Origin of the sequence: Nocardiopsis sp. NPDC058789, assembly GCF_042745575.1 — a bacterium.
Classification (GTDB): Bacteria; Actinomycetota; Actinomycetes; order Streptosporangiales; family Streptosporangiaceae; genus Nocardiopsis; species Nocardiopsis eucommiae.
Genome location: NZ_JBHYOW010000011.1, coordinates 149,655 through 169,516, shown reverse-complemented (window position 1 = coordinate 169,516; position 19,862 = coordinate 149,655). Strand labels below are relative to the sequence as shown.

Below are 19,862 nucleotides of genomic sequence, written 5' to 3'. Positions count from 1 at the left end.
TCCTACTGGTATGATATGTTTTTGTCAGGTCAAGAGTTCCGCTGTCTGGCTCGGCAGGCGGGACAGCAACCCTCGTACGGCGGTGGGGTGCTCCCGAGCAAGACCGGGTGTCCGCGACCAGCGGGCGCAAGTGCTACCCGACGCGAGAGGGACCCCGCCCGGACCCGAGGTGACACCGGGTCCGAGGGTCGTCCCCGTCGGTCCCCGAGAGGAAGAACGTGTCCCACTCCACGACACCGGTACGTGCCCTGTCCCTGCTCGCGGCCGTCGGCCTGATGACCCTGACGGGCTGCGGTGCCTCCGCCTCCTCAGGAACGGGGGGCGACGGTGGGCCCGTCCCGGGAGGCACCCTCGTCTACCTGGAACACCAGGCCCACGACTCCCTCTATCCGCCGTCCGCGGGCTTCTACCCCAACGGCGGCCTGGTCAACAACGTCACCGACCGGCTGGTGTACCAGGACCCCGAGACCCTGGAGTTCGAGCCCTGGATCGCCACGGAGTGGGAGGTCAACGACGACGCCACCGAGTACACCTTCACACTCCGGGACGACGTCACCTTCTCCGACGGCTCCCCGCTGGACGCGGAGGTGGTCGCCAAGAACTTCGACCTCTACGGACAGGGCGACCAGGACCGCGCGCTGATCGTCTCCGAGGCGATCAACAACTACGGGGGCAGCGAGGTCCTGGACGAGACCACGGTCCGGTTCCACTTCGACGCCCCCTCACCCGGCTTCCTCCAGGCCACCTCCACCATCAACTCCGGCCTGCTCTCCGAGGACACGCTCGACCTTTCCCTGGAGGGCTTCGGCCCGGGCAACTCCACCGAGGTGATCGGCACGGGGCCCTTCACCATCACCGAGGAGGAGATCGGCACCTCCCTCACCCTCACCGCGCGGGAGGACTACGCCTGGGCGCCGCCGAGCCGGGAGAACCAGGGCCGCGCCCACCTGGACGAGGTCCAGGTCAGCGTCACCCCCGAGGACAGCGTCCGCGTGGGCTCGCTGATCGCCGGACAGGCCCACTTCGTCCGCTACGTCCAGGCCCAGGACGAGAGACAGGTCGAGGAGGCCGGGTTCACGGTCCACGCCCCGCAGACCAACGGGGTCAACAACAGCCTCAGCCTGCGCCTGGGCAACGAGATCCTCTCCGAACTCCCCGTGCGGCAGGCGCTGGTCGCCGGGATCGACCGGCAGGAGGTCGTGGACACCATCTACACGGATCACTACCCGCTGGCCACCTCCACCCTGAGCACCACCGCCCGGGGCTACGCCGACCAGTCCGAGCACCTGGAGTACGACCCCGAGCGGGCCGAGGAGCTCCTCGACGAAGCCGGCTGGGAGCTCGGTTCCGACGGGGTCCGCGAGAAGGACGGCACCCCGCTCACCCTCGTGGTCAACGAGGCGGCTCCGCAGCCTCGGTCGTTCGAGGCGCTGACGCTGATCAGTCAGCAGCTCGCCGGGATCGGCGTCGACCTCCGGATCCTCGCCGCCGACGCCGGTACCTACGCCGAGGCGATCAACGACCCCGACCAGGTGCAGATCTACCACTCCATGGTGGGTCGCGCCGACCACGACGTCATCAAGAGCCAGTACCACTCGCAGAACCGCAACACCCTGCTCAACCGTGACCCGGGCGACGACTCGGTCCAGGACGAGGAACTGGAGGAACTGCTGGAGGAGGTGGCCTCCGCCGCCGAGCCCGAGGACCGCGACGAGGCCAGCGCGGCCGTGCAGGCCCACCTGAGCGAGCAGGCCTACGTCATCCCGCTGTTCGAGGAGCCGCAGGTGTACGGCACCGCTCCCAGCGTGCACGGCGTGGCGTTCGAGTCGGTGGCCCGGCCCAGCTTCCACGAGGTCTGGCTGGACGAGTAGCGGGCCGGTGGGCGCCGCACGGCCCTGGTCGGTCGGTGCCCACCGTCCTCCGTCTCCGCCCCTCACCGTTCCGCTCCCGTCCCACCCGTCCCTGGAAGTCCACACCTCAGAGAGGTCGGATGAGCTACGTACTCCGACGGGTCGGGCAGGCCGTGGTGGTGTTGCTCGCCGCGTTCACAGCGGCGTTCGTGCTGCTCCAGGCCATGCCCGGCGACGCCGTCATGATCCGGTTCGAGAACCCCGAGCTCGGCCTGTCGCCCGAGCAGATCGCCGCCCTGCGCGCGACCTACGGGGTCGACGTCCCCGCCCACCAGCAGTACGCGCACACCCTGCTCGGGTTCCTGAGCGGCGACTTCGGACACTCCGTCCAGAGCGGCACCGCCGTGCGCCACCTGATCGCCGAGGCCCTGCCCGGTACCCTCCAGCTCGCCCTCCTCGGGTTCGTCACGGCGCTGGTCCTGGCGACGGCCGTGGCCTTCCTGTCCACCTATCCCCGGCTGGCCTGGATTCGCGGACTCCTGCGGTCACTGCCGTCGCTGTTCGTGTCGGTCCCGGTCTTCTGGCTCGGCATCCTGCTCATCCAGGTGTTCTCCTTCCGACTCGGCCTGGTCCCGGTGATCAACCCAGGCCCGGTGCAGGGGCTGGTCCTGCCGGTGCTCACCCTGGCCGTGCCGATCTCCGCCCCCCTGGCCCAGATCCTCACCCGCAGCATCGACGAGGTGTACACGCAGCCCTTCGTCACCGTGGTGCGGGCCAAGGGCGCCAGCCGCCACTGGGTGCTGTGGCGCAACGTCGCCAAGAACGCGCTCCTGCCGACCCTCACCATGGCCGGTGTGCTGTTCGGTGAGCTCATCGGCGGCGCCGTGGTCACCGAGACCGTGTTCGGCCGGGCCGGGATCGGCCGCCTCACCGAGCAGGCGGTCAGCAACCAGGACGTGGCCGTCCTCCAGGCCGTGGTTCTGCTCGCCGCGACCGTCTTCGTCCTGGTCAACCTGGTCGTGGACCTGCTCTACCCCGTGCTGGACCCGCGACTGAGGAACAAGTCGGGAGCCTCCGTATGAACCTCACCCCCTCCGTCGGCCCCAGCGCCGCGGAGACCGCCCCGGCCTCGGCCCCGGACCGCCCCAGCCTGTGGCGCCGCCCGCTCCGCCTGGAGATCAGCACTCTCCTGTCCTGCCTGGTCATCCTGTCGGTGGTGGCCTGGGCGCTGGTGCCGGGGTTCTTCACCTCGGCCAGTCCGGTCACCGGAGAGGCCGCCGACGCCCTCCAGGAGCCCAGCGCCCAGTACTGGTTCGGCACCGACGCCACCGGCCGCGACGTGTTCTCCCGGGTGGTGCACGGTTCGGTCCACTCGCTCTCCGGCGCCCTGGTCGCGGTCACCGTCGGCCTGGTGCTGGGCACCCTGCTCGGCGCGGTCGCGGGCGCCGTGGGCGGGCTGGTCGAGGACGCCCTGATGCGCGTGGTGGACGTCCTGCTGGCCGTGCCCTCGCTGCTGCTGTCCCTGAGCGTGGTCATCGTGCTCGGCTTCGGCACCGCGCAGATCGCCTTCGCGGTGGGTGTGGCCAGCGTCGCGGCCTTCGCCCGGTTGGCGCGCTCGGAGGTGGTCCGGGTGCGCGGCACGGACTACGTGGAGGCGGCCTACGCCAGCGGCGGCCGGTTCCACACGGTCCTGTGGCGGCACGTGCTGCCCAACTCCATGACGGCGGTGGCCGCGCTCGCCGCCCTCCAGTTCGGTACGGCCATCCTGGCCATCTCCACCCTGGGCTTCCTCGGGTACGGCTCTCCGCCGCCCACTCCGGAGTGGGGGCTGATGATCGCGGAGGGGCGCGACTACGTGGCCACCGCCTGGTGGCTGACCACACTCCCCGGCCTGGTCGTCGTCGCGGTCGTGCTGGCCGCGAACCGGATCAGTGCCTCGATCGCACGACGGGGGCGAGCATGACCCACACCCAACCCCAGAGCGGCACCGGATCCCGGACCCGGGGCGGCTCCCAGGACCGGACGGAGTCTCGGCCCCGGGACGGTTCCCAGCTCCAGGGCGCTTCCGGGGCCCAGAGCGAGACCTGGTCCGGGCCCCCCGGGACCAGCACCGCAGACCGTGCCGGGGAACACCCGGGGCGGGACGGCGCCACACCGGTCCTGTCCGTCAGCGACCTCCGTGTCTCCTACACCAGCCGGGGCACCCGGACCCGGGTGGTGCACGGCGTCTCCCTGGAGATCGGCCCCGGTGAGGTCGTCGCCGTGGTCGGGGAGTCCGGTTCGGGCAAGACCACCACGGCCCAGGCGGTGGTCGGCCTCCTGCCGGAGAACGGTCGTGTCACCGGGGGGAGCGTGGTGCTCAACGGTGTCGACATCACCGGCTGGAGCGACCGGAGGCTGGAGTCGGTGCGCGGCAGCCGGGTGGGGCTCGTCCCGCAGGACCCCAACAACTCCCTCAACCCGGTCAAGCGTGTCGGCGACGGCCTCGCCGAGGTGCTGCGCATCCATCGGTGGGCCGACCGGCGCCGGATCAGGGCCCGTGTACTCGAACTCCTGGAGCGCGTCGGTATCCCCGACCCCGCGCTGCGCGCCCGCCAGTACCCGCACGAGCTCTCCGGCGGCATGCGCCAGCGTGTCCTCATCGCCAGCGCGGTGGCCCTGCGGCCGGAGCTCGTCATCGCGGACGAGGCGACCAGCGCCCTGGACGTCACGGTGCAGAAGACCATCCTCGATCTGCTCGACGAGCTGCGGCGCGAGGACGGCACCGCCGTCCTGCTGGTCACCCACGACCTCGCCGTGGCAGCGGACCGAGCCGACCGGGTGGTGGTGCTCAAGGACGGCCGAGTCCAGGAGAGCGGGCCCACGGGCACCGTCCTGACCCGTCCGGCCAGCGACTACACCCGACAGCTCCTGAACGACGCCCCCTCGCTGGCCGGGGCGGGACGCGGAACCCCGGACCCGGCCCGCGTCCGCGAGGCCCGCACCAGCGGGAACGGGGCCGGGGAGGTCGCGGCCGACACGGATCGCTCCCGCTCGTGCCGGGGCCACGCCGACCGCGTCCGCGAAGACCGGGCCTCGGCTCTCCAGGCCTCGGGTATCCAGGTCCCGGCCAACGAGGTTCCCGCCATCCAGGTCCCGGCCATCGAGGTCCGTGACCTGGTCCAGGAGTTCGGCCCCCGGCGGCGCCGCTTCCGGGCCGTGGACGAGGTGTCGTTCACCGTGGCCTCCGGAACCACCCACGCGATCGTGGGGGAGTCCGGTTCGGGCAAGACCACCACGGCCCGCGCCGTCATGGGATTCCGCCGCCCCACTTCCGGCACCGTGGCCGTGAGCGGTCAGGACGTGGGCGCCCTGAGGGGACGGGACCTGCGGAACCTGCGCGGGCGGTTGCAGATGGTCTACCAGAATCCGTTCGGTTCGCTCGATCCCCGACAGAGCGTGGAGGCCATCGTCACCGAACCCCTGCTGAACTACGGCATCGGGGACCGGAGCGAGCGGGCGGCCACCGTCGCCGAGTTCCTCGACCGGGTCGCACTGCCCGCCACGGCCCTGCGGCGCCGCCCCCGGGAGCTCTCCGGTGGCCAGCGCCAGCGCGTCGCCATCGCGCGCGCCCTGGTGCTGCGCCCCGAGGTGGTGGTGCTCGACGAACCGGTCTCCGCGTTGGACGTCACCGTCCAGGCACAGATCCTCGACCTGCTCGAAGAGCTCCAGGACGAGCTCGGGCTCACCTACCTGTTCATCTCGCACGACCTCGCGGTGGTGCGCCGCCTGTCGCACACCCTGACGGTGATGAGCGAGGGCAGGGTCATGGAGTCGGGCCCGACCGGGGAGGTCTTCGCCTCACCCGGGCACGACTACACCAGGAGCCTCATCGAGGCCATCCCCGGGAAGCGCGCCACCGCGGCCGCCCGACCGGCCGCACGGCGACAGCCGTCCGCCCAGTGACGGCTACGGGTACGGCGGCAGCTGGCCGACCACCGACCGTTGACCACGCGGACCAGCCACGGGCGTCCGCGCGGTGCGGAGACCAGAGAAGAGAGCAGAGAACAGTGTCCAAGCAGCTTGGTTTCTTCACCCGTGTCCTGGACGACGGGTCCCCGCAGGAGCGCTACCGTTCGGCGACCGAACAGATCCGGCACGCCGAGGCCTTCGGTTTCGACAGCGCCTGGGTCGCCCAGCACCACTTCGACGGCGACGAGGGCGGACTCCCGTCGCCGCTGGTGTTCCTGGCCCAGGCCGCCGCGCGGACCGAGCGCATCCGGCTCGGCACCGGAGTCGTCACCCTGACCCTGGAGGACCCGGTGCGGTCGGCCGAGGACGCGGCCGTGCTCGACCTGCTCTCCGGCGGGCGCCTGGAGTTGGGGTTCAGCTCCGGCGGGACCCCGTCCGCCTTCCCGAGCTTCGGGGTGGAGTTCGAGCGGCGGCGCGAGGTCTTCGCCCGCAAGCGCGCCACCGTGCTGGCGGCACTGTCGGGAGAGCCCTTCGGGGACGGACCGAACCGGCTCCACCCGGCCCGGCCCGAGCTCCTGGACCGCCTCTGGCTGGCGACCTTCTCCGCCCCGCTCGCGGTGGCGGCGGCCGAGCGCGGCGACGGCCTGCTGCTCTCCCGCACCCAGCCGCCGCCCGTGGACGCGCCGGACACGCCGCTGTGGGACATCCAGAACCCCGTCATCGACGCCTACCTGGACAACCTCGCGCCGGGGGCCGAACCCCGGGTGAGCGTGGCGCGCACCCTGTTCGTCGCCGACGACCGGGAGGAGGCCCTGCGCCTGGCCGAGCGGGGTTACCGGAGCGCCGGGTTCGCCCGGTCCGTGCTCGGCGACGAGGTCGACCGGCTGCCGATCGAGGAACTGCTGGCGACCTTCGACGCACACGTCGGAACACCCGAGGACGTTCTGGAGTCTCTGTCCCGGGACACCGCCCTCCAACGCGCGACCCACATGTCCTTCCAGGTTCACTCGGTGGACCCGCCGCACGAGTACGTCCTGCGCTCCATCGAGCTCATCGCGGCCGAGGTCGCCCCCGAGCTCGGCTGGACCCCGGACCCGGCGTCCCTGATCGCGGCCGTGTAGCCGGGGCCCTCGCCCGGCACCGCTCCAGCGCACGGTCCGGTACCGGATGGCGGCACCCGACGCACCACGCTCCCCCTCCCACGTCACATCACCCACGCCCACACTGTCCACCGAACCGCCCACCAGGCAGGGAGATCACCATGGCGGACGACCTCGTCGACCGGCTCCTCGGCATCGCTCCGGGGAGTGTCCTGGACGGCGTCCGGGCCACCAGACCCGAGGCCAGGACCAACGCCCAGCGCAGCTACGAGAGCCTTCTCGAACCCGCCGATCCCGGCGGCGTCCCCCGGGCCACCCGGTTCCTTGTCGCGGCCTTCGTCGCCGGACTTCACCGGGCTCCGTTGCTCACCGAGCACTACACACGACTGGCCGCCGACCACGCGGGAGAGGAGGGCGTCCGCGTGGTGTCCGCACTCACCGAACGGGCCGCGACCTGCGGACCCTACGGCCGGTACCGGGAGCTCGGCCTGGTCAACGAGTCCACCGACGGGCCCCGGTACCGCACACCCGAGGCCGACCGGCCGGTGCTCGGCGCGGCGACCGCCTCGGCCCTGGACCACGCCCACCTGCTCGTCTTCCGCCCCCGGGAGGCCGAGCCCGCCGACCTGGGCCGCCTCGTCGACGCCGGTTGGACCACCACCGACATCGTCACCCTCTCCCAGCTCGTCTCCTTCCTGGCCTTCCAGATCCGGCTCGTGCACGGCCTGGAGGTCCTTTCACAGCGAACCGAGGACACCCGATCGTGAGCCGAACCGTCACCGAACAGCCGCACGCCCACCGTCCCGAGCACTTCACCAGCGACCAGGTGGGTTGGCTGCCCTGGCTCGCACCGCTCACCGAGGAGGAGCTCACCCCGCGCCACCGCGAGGCCCTCGTCAACGAGACGCGCGCCAGGATGCCGTACTTCGCGCTGCTGGTCCGCGACCCGGACGCCCTGGAAGCGCGCACCCGCACCGACTTCGACATCTTCCACAACACCGAGGGAGGGCTGTCCCGCGCCGAACGCGAACTCGCCGCCACCGCCGCCTCCCGGTTCAACGGCTGCGTCTTCTGCGCCTCCGTGCACGCCCGGTTCGCCACCCGCCTGGCAGCACGCGGCGAGGACGTCGAGCGGCTGCTCGCGGAGGGCGTGGAGACCGACACCGGCGACGCGCTGTGGAACGCGATCGTGCGCGCGGCGGTGGCCTTGTCGCGCACCCCGGTCGGGTTCGGGGCCGAGCACGTGGAGGAACTGCGCGCCAACGGGCTCTCGGACAGCGAGATCGGGGACGTCGTCAACAGCGCGTCCTTCTTCAACTGGGCCAACCGGCTCATGCTGTCGTTGGGAGAGCCGGAGCGCCCGGCCGAGAAGGAGAGGGTTCGATGAGTTTCCCGAGCAGGCTCGACCACCTCGTGTACGCCGTGCCCGACCTCGCCGCGGGGGCGGCGGACTTCGTCGAACGCACCGGGGTCGCACCGGCGCCGGGCGGCGTGCACCCGGTGGGATCGGCCAACGCCCTGGTGGCGCTGACCGTGAACGGAGAACGAGCGCCCCACTACCTGGAGATCGTCGGGCCCGACCCTCATCGGGAGGGATCTGGGCCGGTACCCGTGTTCGGTCTGGCCCACCTGGAGCGGCCCCACCTGGCCACCTTCGCCGTCCGGGTCGAGGACGGCCTGGCGACCGCCGTGGAGCGGGTCCGCGGGGTCGGACACGACCCCGGCGACGTCGAACCCTGGTCGCGCACCACCCCGGACGGAACGGTCCTGCGCTGGCTGCTCGCCAAACGGGAACCGGACGCCTACCCGGCGCCGGTGCCGTTCCTCATCGACTGGGGGCGGACCCCGCAGCCCGGCCTGGGCGACCTGCCCGCGCTCGAACTCCTGGGCCTACGCGCCGAACACCCCGACCCCGACTCCCTGGCCCCGGCCCTCACGGCGCTGGGCGTGGACCTGGAACTGGGGGCGGGGCCCGAGCCGCTGCTGGAGGCGCGACTGCGCGGACCCAAGGGAGAGTTCGTCCTGCGCTGACCGGCCCCGTGGGAGCCCCGCGCACGCGGACGTACCCACCCCACCCGGCTGCCCCCGGTGCGGGGGAGTGCTGATTGACTGGGTCGGTTGAACGGATGGGGGCTTTCGTGGGCGGTCGGGTGTGCTGGGTGGCGGGTCTCTCCCTGCTGCTGGCGGGGTGTGGCGTGCTGGGCGGGGAGGACGTGCTGCCGGAGGGCGGGGTCGACTACCAGCTGGGCGGCGCCTACCCGCCTCCGGACGGGGTCACCACCGTGGTGCGTGACTCCACGGCCGAACCCGCTCCGGGGATCTACTCCGTCTGTTATGTCAACGGGTTCCAGACCCAGCCCGGGGAGTCGGAGCCCTGGCTCGACGCCGATCTGGTCCTGCTGGACGAGGACGGGGAACCGGTCGCGGATCCGGGGTGGCCGGACGAGATGCTCCTGGACACCTCCACGGACACCAAGCGGGGGCGGATCGCGCAGGCCCTCGGGGAGACGATCGACCGCTGCTCCGAGGCGGGGTTCGACGCCGTGGAGTTCGACAACCTGGATTCCTACCTGAGGTCCGGAGACGCGCTGACCGTGGACGACAACCTGGCGCTGGCCGAGGAGATCGTCGCGCTGGCACACGAGGACGGGCTCGACGCCGGGCAGAAGAACGCGGCCGAGGTGGCCCAGCGGGCCAGGGACGAGGCCGGGTTCGACTTCGCGGTCACCGAGTCCTGCGCGGCGTGGGCGGAGTGTCCCGCCTACACGGAGGTCTACGGCAGCGACGTGATCGCCGTCGAGTACCCGGGGGACCTGGACGACGCCGGGACCAACTTCGACGTGGAGTGCGAGAATCCCGATGTGCCGTCCAGGTTCGTGCTGCGCGACCTCGACCTGGTCGAGCCCGGGCACCCCGAGTACGTGTACGCGGAGTGCTAGCCGAAGTCCGCGGCTGACCTGAGGGACTCGGCCGAGAAGACCACGTGGCCCACGGCCACGTGGTCGGGTACGTTCGCGCGTACGCGGGCCGCGGCCTCCAGGCTGAACCCCCCGCAGAGTTCGATCAGTCCCGCTCCCCGGGCGGCGAGGGTCGCGGCGACGGCGGGGGCCGACGCCTGGTCCGGTACGGGCACCAGGATCGAACGCTGACCTTCACGGTCGAGCTCGGTGCGGTCGGCCTCGGGGTCCGTCCCGGGGTGTTCGTACAGATAGGCCCAGATGATGCTCATGGTTTCCTCCTTGGGCCACCACGTTAGGAGCTGAAGTTTGGTTGAGGTCAAGGTCGTTCCGACGGGGAGGGCCGGATGAGTTTCCCCGGCACGCTGGACCACCTCGTGTACGCGGTGCCCGATCTCGCGGAGGCGGTCACCGACTTCGCCCAGCGGAGCGGGGTCACGCCCGAACGCGGCGGCTCCCATCCGGTGGGGTCGGCCAACGCCCTCGTGGCGCTGACCGTGGACGGTCGGTGCGCGCCCCACTACCTGGAGATCGTCGGGCCCGACCCCGAGCAGGCGGGGCCGGTGACCGTCTTCGGACTGGCCGACCTGGACCGTCCGCGGTTGGCGACCTTCGCCGTGCGCGTCGACGACGACCTGGGGACCGTCGTGGAACGGGCCCGTCAGGTCGGCCACGACCCCGGAGACGTGGAACCGTGGTCCAGGACCGCTCCGGACGGGACGGTGCTGCGGTGGCTCCTGGCCAAGCGGGAGCCCGACACCTATCCGGCGCCGGTGCCCTTCCTCATCGACTGGGAACGGACCCCGCAGCCCGGCCTGGGGGACCTGCCCGCGCTCGAACTGCTGGCCCTGCGCGCGGAGCACCCCGACCCGGAGTCGCTGCGGCCCGCCCTGGGCGCGTTGGGTGTCGACCTGGACCTCCGCTGGGGGCCGCGGCCCCTGCTGGAGGCCGACCTGCGCGGTCCGCGGGGTGACTTCGTCCTGTGCTGACCAACGAGGACTCCCGGATTCACCCATCTCTTCCCAGCCGTCGTTTTCGACCGACCCATGTCGGGTACCGCACTCCCACATCCCCCCGCCGCATCCGACGAACAGGGGAGCACATGCCGCAGGCCCAGCACACGCCCGCTGACCGCGAGGTCGCACGGTGAGCGGCTGGAAGGTGCCCCTCGCGCTGGCCGGGCTCCGGTGGGCGTGGTCCCACCGCGGGCGGGCCCCCGAACCCGAACCCCGCAACCCCGGGGAACTCCTGCTCTGGGGCGCGGCCGGGGCCGCTCTCGGCGTCGCCGCCTCCGCGCTGTCCGAGCGTCGCCGTTCGGGGCTGATGAACGGCAAGGTCGTGCTGATCACCGGCGGCTCCCGGGGGCTCGGCCTCCAGCTGGCCCGTGAGTTCGGGTTCGGCGGGGCCTCCGTGGTGATCTGCGCGCGCGGCAGGGAGGGCCTGGACCGCGCGGTCGCCGAGCTCTCCGGCCGGGGCGTGCGGGCACACGGTGTGGTCTGCGACATCACCGACCCGGACGCGATCGAGGACCTGCTGGACGAGGCCGAACGCCACTTCGGGCGGCTGGACGTGGTGGTGAACTCGGCCGGGATCATGCGGGTCGGTCCGCAGGAGACCCTCTCGGACGACCACTTCCGGCAGGCCATGGACGTCATGTTCTGGGGGCCGTTCCACCTGTCCCGCGCTGCGGTGGACCGCCTGCGTCCCACCCGGGGCACCATCGTCAACATCACCTCGATCGGCGCCTACCTGTCCGTGCCGCACATGCTGCCCTACTCCACGGCCAAGCACGCCTGGGCGGCGCTCTCGGAGGGCATGGCGGCGGAGACCGCCGGCACCGGCGTGCGGGTGACCACCGTGGTGCCCGGGCTCATGCGGACCGGGTCCCACCGGGGTGTGGTCTTCACCGGGGACCCCGAACGCGAGTACGCGTGGTTCGCGCTGGCCGCCGGGCTCCCCCTGGTGAGCGTGAGCGCCGAACACGCGGCCCGGCGCGTCGTGCGTGCCACGGCCGGTCGTCGGGGCTTCCTCGTGATCTCCCCGATGGCCCGGGCGGGCATGGCGGCGCACGGTGTGGCGCCAGGACTCACCCAGGGTGCGATGCGGTTGGTCGGCCGTCTGCTGCCCGACGCGCCCGGGGACGTGGAGGAGCGCCCCGGCTCGGAGGCGGGTCAGAGCAGGCTGGGACGCCTGGTCGGCGCCGTCACGGTGCTCAACGAGCGGGCGGGCCGTCGGATGAACCAGCGTTCCCGAGTCGAACGGATCTCCCAACGGAACGAGGAGGACACCCCATGAGCGAGAACCCCGCCCCGACACTGCGCCAACCCGACCCCATGCCGCCGGACCCCTTCCCCCCGGCCCCGATGCCGCCCGAGCCCGTGCCGCCGGAGCCGAGCCCGGACCCGACCCCGGTTCCGGAACCGGAGCCGGAGCGGCCCATGCCGGTTCCCGAGCCGCCGGGCCCCGAGCCGCAGCCCGAACCCGCCTGAGCGGCCGCTCCGGGGAGTGCCCGACCGGGTGCTCCCCGGAGTCCGTGATCACCATGGGTCACCACTCTTGACGCCTGAGCGACCGAAGCCTAGCTTCTTCAGGTAACACTCCTTCCGGATACCGGTCGCGTGAACCCCCTCGCGTGGCGCCGGTCCGCACCCCGCTGGAGGTCCTCCATGGCGCGTCACCGCTCCACCCCCCGCAGACACCCCTTCAGGACCCTCGGGATCACCGCTCTGGGAGCGCTCCTGATGGGAGCCGCCCTGTTCCCGGGCGGCTCCACGGACGAGGCCACCCCCGTCTCCGACGAGACCGCGCTCAACGCCGTCGACGAACACGGGCAGCTCCAGGTGTGCGGCCTCAAACTCTGCGACGAGAACGGCCAGCCGGTCCAGCTCACCGGCATGAGTTCGCACGGGCTCCAGTGGTACGACCAGTGTCTGACGGACGCCTCGCTGGACGCGTTGGCGCAGGACTGGCGTGCCGACGTGCTGCGGGTGTCCATGTACATCCAGGAGGGCGGTTACGAGACCGACCCGCGCGGCTTCACCGACCGGGTGCACGAGCTCATCGAGGAGGGCACCGCGCGCGGCCTCTATGTGATCGTCGACTGGCACATGCTCACGCCCGGAGACCCCAACCACAACACGGACCGCGCGAAGGAGTTCTTCGCCGAGATCGCCGCCGAGCACGCCGACAAGGACAACGTCCTCTACGAGATCGCCAACGAACCCAACGGGGTCTCCTGGAACGCGGTGAAGGGCTACTCGGAGGAGGTCATCCCGGTGATCCGGGCGCAGGACCCCGAGGCGGTCGTGCTCGTGGGCACCCGCGCCTGGTCCTCACTGGGCCTCTCGGAGGGCTCGGACCACTCCGAGATCGTCGCCGACCCGGTGGACGCCGACAACATCATGTACGTCTACCACTTCTACGCCGCCTCGCACGACGGCGTGCACTTCGACGTGTTCCGTGCGGCCGCACAGGAGCTGCCCCTGTTCGTGACCGAGTTCGGCACCCAGGAGCACACCGGCGACGGTCCCAACGACTTCGCCTCCGCCCAGGCCTACCTCGACTTCATGGCCGAGGAGCAGATCAGCTGGGTGAACTGGAACTTCTCGGACGACTTCCGCTCCGGCGCGGTCTTCGAGCCCGGCACCTGCGACGCGGGCGGGCCGTTCACCGGCACCGACTCGCTCAAGCCCGCGGGGGAGTGGATCCGCGACCAGATCCGCACCAGCGGCCTCTCCGCCTGACCGGCTGAGAGCCGGGTCCCGGGGCGCGACCCCCGGGACCCGGTGCGTCAGCTCGGTGGAACGGTGGACACGCTCAGCTGGTCCTCACCGTCCACGTCGACCACCACCTGGTCGCCGGGCAGCACCTGGCGGTCCAGCACCATGCGGGAGAGCCGGTTGCCGACGTTGCGCTGGATGGTCCGGGCCAGCGGGCGGGCACCGAACTCGGGCTGGTAGCCGCGGCGGGACAGCCAGTCGATCGCCTCGTCGGTGAAGCGCACCTGGATGTCCTGGGCGCGCAGGCGCCCCTCGGTCCCCTCCAGCATCAGCGTCGTGATCTGCCGGATCTCGTCCTCACCCAGCTGCTTGAAGACGATGATCTCGTCCACCCGGTTCAGGAACTCCGGGCGGAACTCCTCCTTCAGGCGGCGCATCACCCGGCGCTCCGTGTCGGGGTCCATCTGTCCGTCCGAGGTGAAGCCCATCGGGCCGCCGCCGGTGATGGCCTCCGATCCCAGGTTGCTGGTCATGATGACCACCGTGTTCCGGAAGTCCACGGTCCGGCCCTGGCCGTCGGTGAGCCGACCGTCGTCCAGGAGCTGCAACAACAGGTTGAACACGTCGGGGTGGGCCTTCTCGATCTCGTCGAGCAGCAGCACCGAGTACGGGTGCCGGCGGACCGCCTCGGTCAGCTGCCCCGCCTCCTCGTAGCCCACGAACCCGGGCGGCGCCCCAGTGAGCCTGCTGGTGGTGTGCCGTTCCTGGAACTCGCTCATGTCGATCCGGACCATGGCCTCCTCGGAACCGAACAGCGCCTCCGCCAGGGCCCGGGCCAGCTCCGTCTTGCCCACACCGGTCGGCCCCAGGAACAGGAAGCTGCCCACGGGCCGGTCCGGGTCCCCCAGTCCGGCCCGGTTGCGGCGGATCGCCTCCGAGACGGCGGTGACCGCTTCGTTCTGGCCGATCACGCGGTCGTGCAGCACCTCCTCCAGGTTGACCAGCCGGTCCCGCTCCTCCTGGGTCAGCTGGGCCACCGGGATGCCGGTGCTGCGCGAGACCACCTCCGCGATGTCGGCCGGGCCCACCTCGGGTACCGCCGACCCGGTGCCGCGCGCCTGGTGCACGTCGCTCCTGGACGCGTTGATCTCGTCGCGCAGCGCGGAGGCGCGCTCGTAGTCCTCCTCCTGCACCGCCCGTTCCTTGCGTTCCTCCAGGTCCTTGAGCTTGCGTTCCAGGTCCCGCAGGGCCGAGCTGGAGGTCTTCAGGCGCAGCCGGACCCGGGCCCCGGCCTGGTCGACGAGGTCGATGGCCTTGTCCGGCAGGAACCGGTCGGTGACGTAGCGGTCGGAGAGCTCCGCCGCCGCGACCAGGCTGTCGTCGCTGAACCTCACCTGGTGGTGCGCCTCGTAGCGGTCCCGGAGGCCGCGCAGGATCTCGACGGTGTCCTGGACGGAGGGCTCGGGCACCTGGATCGGCTGGAACCGGCGCTCCAGGGCCGCGTCCTTCTCGATGTTCTTGCGGTACTCGTCGACGGTGGTCGCGCCGATGATGTGCAGTTCACCCCGCGCCAGCGCGGGTTTGAGCATGTTCCCGGCGCTGGTCGAGCCCTCGGACGCGCCCGCTCCGACCAGGGTGTGGATCTCGTCGATGAAGATCAGAAGCTCGTCCGACCGCGCGCGGATCTCGTCCACGATGGCGTTGAGGCGTTCCTCGAAGTCCCCCCGGTACCGGGTGCCCGCGACGATTCCGGCCAGGTCGAGCTGGACCAGCCTCCGTCCCCGCAGGGTCTCCGGGACGTCGTCGTCGAAGATGCGCTGGGCGATGCCCTCCACGATGGCGGTCTTGCCCACACCCGGGTCACCGATGAGCACCGGGTTGTTCTTGCGCCGTCGCGCCAGCACCTCGATGCACTGTTCGACCTCGTCCTCGCGGCCGATCACCGGGTCCAGGCGCCCCTCCCGCGCGAGCGCGGTCATGTCGGTGCCGAACTCGTCCAGCTGCGGCGTGTCGGAGGGCGCGCTCTCGCCCTGTTCGCTCACCGGCACCGCTCCGGCGGCCTTCTGGAGCGACTGCGGTGTGACCCCGGAGTCGCGCAGGAGCTGCCCGACCGGCGCACCGGGGTTGACCGCCAGCGCGAACAGCAGGTGCGCGGGGCTGATGCTCGTGCTGCCGGTGGCGCGGGCGATCTGGAGGGAGTCGAGGAAGGCGCGCTTGGCGGCCGGTGTGAGCCGTGGGGAGGCGCCCCGCGCGGCCCGGGGCGTCTGGGCGACGGCCTGGTCGACCACGTCCTCCAGCGAGGCCAGGTCGATGTCGATCCGGCCCAGCAGCTCGCGGATCGGCGGGTAGCGCAGGAGCGACCACAGCAGGTGGACGGAGTCGACGTCGGCCCCGCCGTTCTCCAGCGTGCGCCGGACCGCGGAGTCGGCCACCCTCTGCGCCTCGGGATCCATCAGCTTGGAGAGGTCGACGCGGCGGACGGGCCCCCGGGACCCGCTGAGGAACCGCGCGAGGAACTCGTCGAAGGAGCCCGGGTCGTCACCCGGGCCGTCGGGAAGGTCGGTGCTCATGTCGTGTCGTCTCCCGTGGTGTTGAGGGACGGGCGCGGTGCCCCGTCGGAGTCGCACGATCACCCTAAGTGAAACCACCTGAATCGGTCGGTACCACCCGCGCGCGGGGAGGGTTCGGCTGATCCCTGGCCAGGGCTGGTGGGGGAGTGCTAGCCTCGCTCTGATTCCCTACTTTTCCAGTCGGCTTTATGTGCAAAGGGGCGTTCGTTGAGCACCGACACCACCCGGATCAGGTCCTGGTCCTTCGAGACCCAGCAGATCCACGCCGGGGCCGAGCCCGATCCGGCGACCCTCGCGCGGGCCACCCCGATCTACCAGACCACCTCGTACGTCTTCCGCGACAGCCAGCACGGCGCGGACCTGTTCAGCCTGGCCGAGCCGGGCAACATCTACACCCGCATCGGCAACCCCACCCAGGACGTCCTCGAACAGCGCGTCGCCGCCCTGGAGGGCGGCGTGGCGGCGGTCGCCTTCGCCTCCGGTTCGGCCGCCGTCACCTCGGCACTGCTCAACCTGGTCGGCGCCGGTGACCACCTGGTCTCCAGCTCGCTGCTCTACGGCGGTACCTACAACCTCCTCCACCACACGCTCCCCAAGCTCGGCGTCCAGGTGACCTTCGTCGAGGACCAGGACGACCCCGAGTCGTGGCGCGCCGCCACCCGGCCCGAGACGAGGCTCTACTTCGCCGAGACCCTCGCGAACCCCGGCGGCCATGTTCTGGACGTGCGTGCGGTGGCCGACGCCGCCCACGAGAGCGGCGTCCCGCTGATCGTGGACAACACCGTGCCCACCCCCTACCTGCTGCGTCCCATCGACTTCGGCGCCGACGTCGTCGTGCACTCCGCCACCAAGTACCTCGGCGGCCACGGCACCACCGTGGCCGGGGTGGTTGTGGACGCGGGCAGCTTCGACTTCGGCGCGCACGGGGACCGCTTCCCCGGCTTCGTGGAGCCCGATCCCAGCTACCACGGGCTCAGGTACTGGGAGGCGCTCGGCCCCGGCGCGTACGCCGCCAAGCTCCGCGTCCAGCTGCTGCGCGACACCGGCGCCGCCATCGCCCCGTTCAACTCCTTCCTGGTGCTGCAGGGCGTCGAGACCCTCTCACTGCGGATCGACCGCCACGTCGGCAACACCCGGGCGCTCGCCGCGTGGCTGGAGGGACGGGACGAGGTCGAGCGCGTCCACTACGCGGGCCTGCCCTCCAGCCCCCACCACGCGCTGGCCCAGAAGTACCTGCCCCGTGGTGCGGGAGCGGTCCTGTCCTTCGAACTGCGCGGGGGAGTGGACGCCGGACGGGCCTTCGTCGACGGCACCGAGCTGTTCAGCCAGCTCGTCAACATCGGAGACGTGCGCAGCCTCATCGTGCACCCGGCCAGCACCACCCACAGCCAGCTCGCCCCCGAGGAACAGGCCAGCGCCGGGGTCACCCCCGGTCTGGTGCGCCTGGCGGTGGGCCTGGAACACGTCGACGACCTGCGTGCCGACCTCGAACTCGGTTTCCGCGCCGCCAAGGCGCACCAGTGACCGGTAGTCCGCGACCGGTGGGTCCGGCCCGTCCGCGCCAGGACGGGCCGGACCCCGACCCGCGTGTTCCGGCCGCGCCCAGGCCCGCCCGGGGCGGCTGGCGCGAGGGCGACCCGGTCGGCCGACGTCGCTGGGTCCGATGGGACCGACCCCTGGAACTGGAGTCGGGGGAACACCTGCCCGAGGTCCGCCTGGCCTACCAGACCTGGGGGCGCCTCAACCCCGAGGGAACCAACGCGGTGCTGGTCCTGCACGCCCTCACCGGCGACGCCCACCTGGCCGGGCCAGCCGAACCCGGTCACCCCAGCCCCGGTTGGTGGGAGGGGATCGTCGGCCCCGGACGCGCCCTGGACACCGACCGCTACCTGGTGGTGGCCCCCAACGTCCTGGGCGGCTGCCAGGGCAGTACCGGACCGTCGTCCGACGCCCCCGACGGTCGTCCGTGGGGGAGCCGGTTCCCCCGGATCACCCTGCGCGACACCGTCCGCGCGGAGGAGGCGCTCGCCGACGCGCTCGGCGTGGACGCGTGGGCGGCGGTACTCGGCGGCTCCATGGGAGGGATGCGCGCCCTGGAGTGGGCCATCACCCTTCCCGAGCGGGTGCGCGGCGCGCTGGTCCTGGCCTGCCCCGCCGCCACGACGGCCTGGCAGATCGCCTGGGCCGCCCCGCAGCTGCACGCCGTACGAGCGGACCCGGACTGGTTCGGTGGCGACTACCACTCCACCGGCCGCACACCGGTGGACGGTCTCGGGGTGGCGCGCCGGATCGCCCACGTCACGTACCGAGGAGCGGGCGAGTTCGACGCGCGCTTCGGCCGGGCGGCGCAAAGGGGCGAGGACCCCGGCGCCGAGGGGCGGTACGCCGTGGAGTCCTACCTCGACCACCAGGCGTGGAAGCTGGCCCGCCGCTTCGACCCGGCCAGCTACGTGCTGCTCACCGAGGCGATGAACGGGCACGACGTCGGACGCGGGCGCGGAGGGGTGGCGGCGGCGCTGGCCACGCTGCCGGAGCGGACCCTCGTGGCGGGGGTCGACAGCGACCACCTCTACCCGCTCTCGCAACAGCGGGAGATCGCCCGCCACCTGCCCCGGCCCGGTCAGGTGCGGGTGATCGAGTCACCCCACGGCCACGACGGCTTCCTCGTCGAGACGGAGCAGGTCGCCGCCCTGGTCGCGGAGCTGCTCGCCGCCACCGGGTGAGCACGCGGGCTCCGGCCCGCGTGCCCACCCGGGTCGGACGGGGTCAGTTCGAGGCCGTGTCCAGGAGCTCGGTCTCCTCGGCGGTCAGTCGCAGGTCCGCCAGGGCCAGCAGCCCCTCCAACTGTCCCAGGTCACGGGCGCTGGAGAGCACCGAGGTCACCCCGGGGCGGTCGACCAGCCAGGCCAGGGCCACCGTCGCGGGCTCCGCCGACCGCGCGGCCGCGATCGTGTCCAGAGCCGACAGGACCCGCTCCCCTCGCGGGTGCTCCAGATAGGCGCGGGCGCTGGCGGCACGGGGGCTGGAGGCCTCCGTCGAGCCCGGGCGGTACTTGCCGGTGAGGAAGCCCCGCGCCAGACCGAAGTAGGGGAGCAGCGCCAGTCCCTCGTCCAGGGCCGCCGGCACCAGGTCCCGCTCGACGCCGCGTTCGACGAGGTTGTAGTGCGCCTGCACGCACACCGGGCGGTGCCACCCGTTCCGGTCACAGGCCGCCAGCCACTCCCGGACGCGCTCCGGAGCGTGGTTGGACAGGCCCACGTACCTGATCCTGCCCTCGTCGACCAGGGAGGAGAAGGCCTCGGCGCTCTCCGCCACGGGGGTGTCGGGGTCCTCGAAGTGCGCGTAGTAGAGGTCGATGGTCTCCACGCCGAGCCGTCGGAGCGAGGCCTCGGCGGCGGCCCGGACGTTCTCGGCGGACAGGCCGGGAAACCGGGGGTGCTGACTGACCTTGGTCGCGATCACCGTGTCGCCCGTGCCCCGGCTGGCCAGCCACCGGCCGATCACCCCCTCGGACTCGCCGCCGGTGTGTCCCTCGATCCAGGCCGAGTACGAGTCGGCCGTGTCGAGGAAGTTGCCCCCCGCCGCGCGGTAGGCGTCCAGGATCGCGAAGGAGGCGGCCTCGTCGGCGGTCCACCCGAAGACGTTTCCGCCCAGGTTCAGGGGGCTGACCCAGAGGTCGGAGGCGCCCAGACGGCGCAGCGGGGTGTCGTTCATG

The 19,862-nt window shown here is 72.0% G+C and carries 18 protein-coding genes and 1 riboswitch; of the genes, 15 read left to right on the top strand and 3 right to left on the bottom strand.

Annotated features, from left to right (window positions below; genetic code table 11):
* Window positions 1-27: 27 nt before the first annotated feature.
* Window positions 28-139, top strand: a riboswitch (SAM riboswitch).
* A gap of 79 nt (window positions 140-218) precedes the next feature.
* The 9 genes from ACFW3L_RS18145 to ACFW3L_RS18105 all read left to right on the top strand — a co-directional run bounded on the left by ACFW3L_RS18145 (window position 219) and on the right by ACFW3L_RS18105 (window position 9,840).
* On the top strand, window positions 219-1,871 hold the full coding sequence (locus ACFW3L_RS18145) for a TIGR04028 family ABC transporter substrate-binding protein (protein WP_378741871.1): 1,653 nt from the start codon (window positions 219-221) through the stop codon (window positions 1,869-1,871).
* Between the two features lie 119 nt (window positions 1,872-1,990).
* Window positions 1,991-2,932: an ABC transporter permease gene (locus tag ACFW3L_RS18140; protein ID WP_378741869.1), complete on the top strand. Its 942-nt coding sequence runs from the start codon at window positions 1,991-1,993 to the stop codon at window positions 2,930-2,932.
* A complete protein-coding gene (locus ACFW3L_RS18135) occupies window positions 2,929-3,813 on the top strand; it encodes an ABC transporter permease (protein ID WP_378741867.1) in 885 nt (294 codons plus the stop codon). Before ACFW3L_RS18140 ends, ACFW3L_RS18135 begins: the two co-directional genes overlap by 4 nt.
* A complete protein-coding gene (locus ACFW3L_RS18130) occupies window positions 3,810-5,795 on the top strand; it encodes a dipeptide ABC transporter ATP-binding protein (protein ID WP_378741865.1) in 1,986 nt (661 codons plus the stop codon). Before ACFW3L_RS18135 ends, ACFW3L_RS18130 begins: the two co-directional genes overlap by 4 nt.
* Before the next feature lie 104 nt (window positions 5,796-5,899).
* Window positions 5,900-6,922, top strand: a complete 1,023-nt coding sequence (locus ACFW3L_RS18125; RefSeq protein WP_378741862.1) for a putative FMN-dependent luciferase-like monooxygenase — start codon at window positions 5,900-5,902, stop codon at window positions 6,920-6,922.
* A 140-nt stretch (window positions 6,923-7,062) separates the two neighbouring features.
* Window positions 7,063-7,668: a CMD domain protein gene (locus ACFW3L_RS18120; RefSeq protein ID WP_378741860.1), complete on the top strand. Its 606-nt coding sequence runs from the start codon at window positions 7,063-7,065 to the stop codon at window positions 7,666-7,668.
* Window positions 7,665-8,288, top strand: a complete 624-nt coding sequence (locus tag ACFW3L_RS18115; RefSeq protein WP_378741858.1) for an alkylhydroperoxidase domain protein — start codon at window positions 7,665-7,667, stop codon at window positions 8,286-8,288. Before ACFW3L_RS18120 ends, ACFW3L_RS18115 begins: the two co-directional genes overlap by 4 nt.
* Window positions 8,285-8,932 (top strand): VOC family protein, encoded by a 648-nt coding sequence (locus tag ACFW3L_RS18110; RefSeq protein WP_378741855.1) that lies wholly within the window; start codon window positions 8,285-8,287, stop codon window positions 8,930-8,932. The genes ACFW3L_RS18115 and ACFW3L_RS18110 overlap by 4 nt, the downstream gene beginning before the upstream one ends.
* Window positions 8,933-9,027: 95 nt before the next feature.
* A complete protein-coding gene (locus ACFW3L_RS18105) occupies window positions 9,028-9,840 on the top strand; it encodes an endo alpha-1,4 polygalactosaminidase (RefSeq protein ID WP_378741853.1) in 813 nt (270 codons plus the stop codon).
* On the opposite strand, the gene ACFW3L_RS18100 is transcribed toward ACFW3L_RS18105, so the two are convergent.
* Window positions 9,837-10,130 (bottom strand): DUF6506 family protein, encoded by a 294-nt coding sequence (locus tag ACFW3L_RS18100; RefSeq protein ID WP_378741850.1) that lies wholly within the window; start codon window positions 10,128-10,130, stop codon window positions 9,837-9,839. The genes ACFW3L_RS18105 and ACFW3L_RS18100 overlap by 4 nt on opposite strands.
* Before the next feature lie 75 nt (window positions 10,131-10,205).
* Here ACFW3L_RS18100 and ACFW3L_RS18095 point away from each other — a divergent pair, with 75 nt between their 5' ends.
* From ACFW3L_RS18095 to ACFW3L_RS18080, 4 genes are all read left to right on the top strand, one after another.
* The gene (locus tag ACFW3L_RS18095) at window positions 10,206-10,847 is read left to right on the top strand and encodes a VOC family protein (RefSeq protein ID WP_378741847.1); all 642 of its coding nucleotides are present in this window, start codon (window positions 10,206-10,208) and stop codon (window positions 10,845-10,847) included.
* A gap of 157 nt (window positions 10,848-11,004) precedes the next feature.
* Window positions 11,005-12,153: an SDR family NAD(P)-dependent oxidoreductase gene (locus ACFW3L_RS18090; RefSeq protein ID WP_378741845.1), complete on the top strand. Its 1,149-nt coding sequence runs from the start codon at window positions 11,005-11,007 to the stop codon at window positions 12,151-12,153.
* Window positions 12,150-12,347, top strand: coding sequence for a hypothetical protein (locus ACFW3L_RS18085; protein WP_378741843.1), 198 nt, complete (start codon window positions 12,150-12,152; stop codon window positions 12,345-12,347). Before ACFW3L_RS18090 ends, ACFW3L_RS18085 begins: the two co-directional genes overlap by 4 nt.
* Before the next feature lie 177 nt (window positions 12,348-12,524).
* Window positions 12,525-13,601, top strand: a complete 1,077-nt coding sequence (locus tag ACFW3L_RS18080) for a glycoside hydrolase family 5 protein (protein ID WP_378741841.1) — start codon at window positions 12,525-12,527, stop codon at window positions 13,599-13,601.
* A gap of 47 nt (window positions 13,602-13,648) precedes the next feature.
* Here the strand turns inward: ACFW3L_RS18080 and ACFW3L_RS18075 are convergent, their stop codons facing one another.
* Complete coding sequence (locus tag ACFW3L_RS18075) at window positions 13,649-16,147, bottom strand: ATP-dependent Clp protease ATP-binding subunit (RefSeq protein ID WP_378741839.1); 2,499 nt, start codon at window positions 16,145-16,147, stop codon at window positions 13,649-13,651.
* A 207-nt stretch (window positions 16,148-16,354) separates the two neighbouring features.
* On the opposite strand from ACFW3L_RS18075, the gene ACFW3L_RS18070 reads away from it, so the two are divergent.
* Together ACFW3L_RS18070 and ACFW3L_RS18065 are read left to right on the top strand one after the other, a co-directional pair.
* Complete coding sequence (locus ACFW3L_RS18070; protein ID WP_378741837.1) at window positions 16,355-17,671, top strand: bifunctional o-acetylhomoserine/o-acetylserine sulfhydrylase; 1,317 nt, start codon at window positions 16,355-16,357, stop codon at window positions 17,669-17,671.
* Between the two features lie 17 nt (window positions 17,672-17,688).
* Window positions 17,689-18,870: a homoserine O-acetyltransferase gene (locus tag ACFW3L_RS18065; RefSeq protein WP_378742077.1), complete on the top strand. Its 1,182-nt coding sequence runs from the start codon at window positions 17,689-17,691 to the stop codon at window positions 18,868-18,870.
* A 43-nt stretch (window positions 18,871-18,913) separates the two neighbouring features.
* Here the strand turns inward: ACFW3L_RS18065 and ACFW3L_RS18060 are convergent, their stop codons facing one another.
* Window positions 18,914-19,861, bottom strand: coding sequence for an aldo/keto reductase (locus tag ACFW3L_RS18060; protein WP_378741835.1), 948 nt, complete (start codon window positions 19,859-19,861; stop codon window positions 18,914-18,916).
* Window position 19,862 lies beyond the last annotated feature (1 nt).

What these genes read in the sequence shown, in the direction of transcription:
- ACFW3L_RS18085 (WP_378741843.1), top strand. Translation starts at nt 12,150, where the DNA reads ATGAGCGAGAACCCCGCCCCGACACTGCGCCAACCCGACCCCATGCCG.
- ACFW3L_RS18075 (WP_378741839.1), bottom strand. Translation starts at nt 16,147, where the DNA reads ATGAGCACCGACCTTCCCGACGGCCCGGGTGACGACCCGGGCTCCTTC.
- ACFW3L_RS18100 (WP_378741850.1), bottom strand. Translation starts at nt 10,130, where the DNA reads ATGAGCATCATCTGGGCCTATCTGTACGAACACCCCGGGACGGACCCC.
- ACFW3L_RS18130 (WP_378741865.1), top strand. Translation starts at nt 3,810, where the DNA reads ATGACCCACACCCAACCCCAGAGCGGCACCGGATCCCGGACCCGGGGC.
- ACFW3L_RS18080 (WP_378741841.1), top strand. Translation starts at nt 12,525, where the DNA reads ATGGCGCGTCACCGCTCCACCCCCCGCAGACACCCCTTCAGGACCCTC.
- ACFW3L_RS18140 (WP_378741869.1), top strand. Translation starts at nt 1,991, where the DNA reads ATGAGCTACGTACTCCGACGGGTCGGGCAGGCCGTGGTGGTGTTGCTC.
- ACFW3L_RS18135 (WP_378741867.1), top strand. Translation starts at nt 2,929, where the DNA reads ATGAACCTCACCCCCTCCGTCGGCCCCAGCGCCGCGGAGACCGCCCCG.
- ACFW3L_RS18060 (WP_378741835.1), bottom strand. Translation starts at nt 19,861, where the DNA reads ATGAACGACACCCCGCTGCGCCGTCTGGGCGCCTCCGACCTCTGGGTC.
- ACFW3L_RS18105 (WP_378741853.1), top strand. Translation starts at nt 9,028, where the DNA reads ATGGGGGCTTTCGTGGGCGGTCGGGTGTGCTGGGTGGCGGGTCTCTCC.
- ACFW3L_RS18095 (WP_378741847.1), top strand. Translation starts at nt 10,206, where the DNA reads ATGAGTTTCCCCGGCACGCTGGACCACCTCGTGTACGCGGTGCCCGAT.
- ACFW3L_RS18120 (WP_378741860.1), top strand. Translation starts at nt 7,063, where the DNA reads ATGGCGGACGACCTCGTCGACCGGCTCCTCGGCATCGCTCCGGGGAGT.
- ACFW3L_RS18110 (WP_378741855.1), top strand. Translation starts at nt 8,285, where the DNA reads ATGAGTTTCCCGAGCAGGCTCGACCACCTCGTGTACGCCGTGCCCGAC.